The sequence below is a fragment of the Bartonella sp. AA83SXKL genome (assembly GCF_042196965.1).
Classification (GTDB): domain Bacteria; phylum Pseudomonadota; class Alphaproteobacteria; order Rhizobiales; family Rhizobiaceae; genus Bartonella.
In genome coordinates this window covers 1-524 of the sequence record NZ_JBHIRG010000358.1, presented here as the reverse complement: position 1 = coordinate 524, position 524 = coordinate 1, and the positions used below count along the sequence as shown (strand labels likewise).

The following is a 524-nucleotide window of genomic DNA, read 5'->3' as shown; positions in this document are numbered from 1 at the left end:
ATCCGTAGTCCTCAATGCGATTTTTTATCCAATCTCTAAAATTAGATTTAACTTCCAAAAATGTATGCAACTCACGTGCATTTACTGTCTGAACAGCTTCCTGATCAATTGTTTGTTCCGTAATTTTTATAAGAGTGTTCATAATGAACTCCTATCGATTAGAGGTTTCTTATTGACATTCCAGAGGAATGCCGGGCGCTAAGAAACACGGTCGATAGTCCGTCGCTATGCTTTCCCCATAAGGGTATTGTATAGCATAGCTACACCCGACAAAACCTTTATATGCTACACGCATACAACGAGTCAAAGTCTTTAAGACGCGGAGAAAAGATTGTTTCGGTAATCTATCCGCTATCGATTCAAGATGTTTCTTAGGCACCTGATTCGACAATAGACACATTGTTATAAGCCTGTCAAGTCGCTCCTGTTATAAATGCAGCCCACTGTTCCATAAGGGTATGTCGTTGTTCTAAAAAATCTGTCCGCATATAAGCTTTTGTCACTGAACTCCCAACTGAATGCGC

At 40.1% G+C, this 524-nt stretch carries 1 protein-coding gene and 1 pseudogene; both read right to left on the bottom strand.

Translation table 11 applies throughout. The features are described from left to right. A partial coding sequence (locus ACFINO_RS11615; RefSeq protein WP_375656004.1) for an antA/AntB antirepressor family protein occupies positions 1-142 on the bottom strand: 142 nt, incomplete at its 3' end. Positions 143-413: 271 nt separating this feature from the next. Further along, positions 414-524: pseudogene (locus ACFINO_RS11610) on the bottom strand (integrase dna protein); the annotation flags it as partial.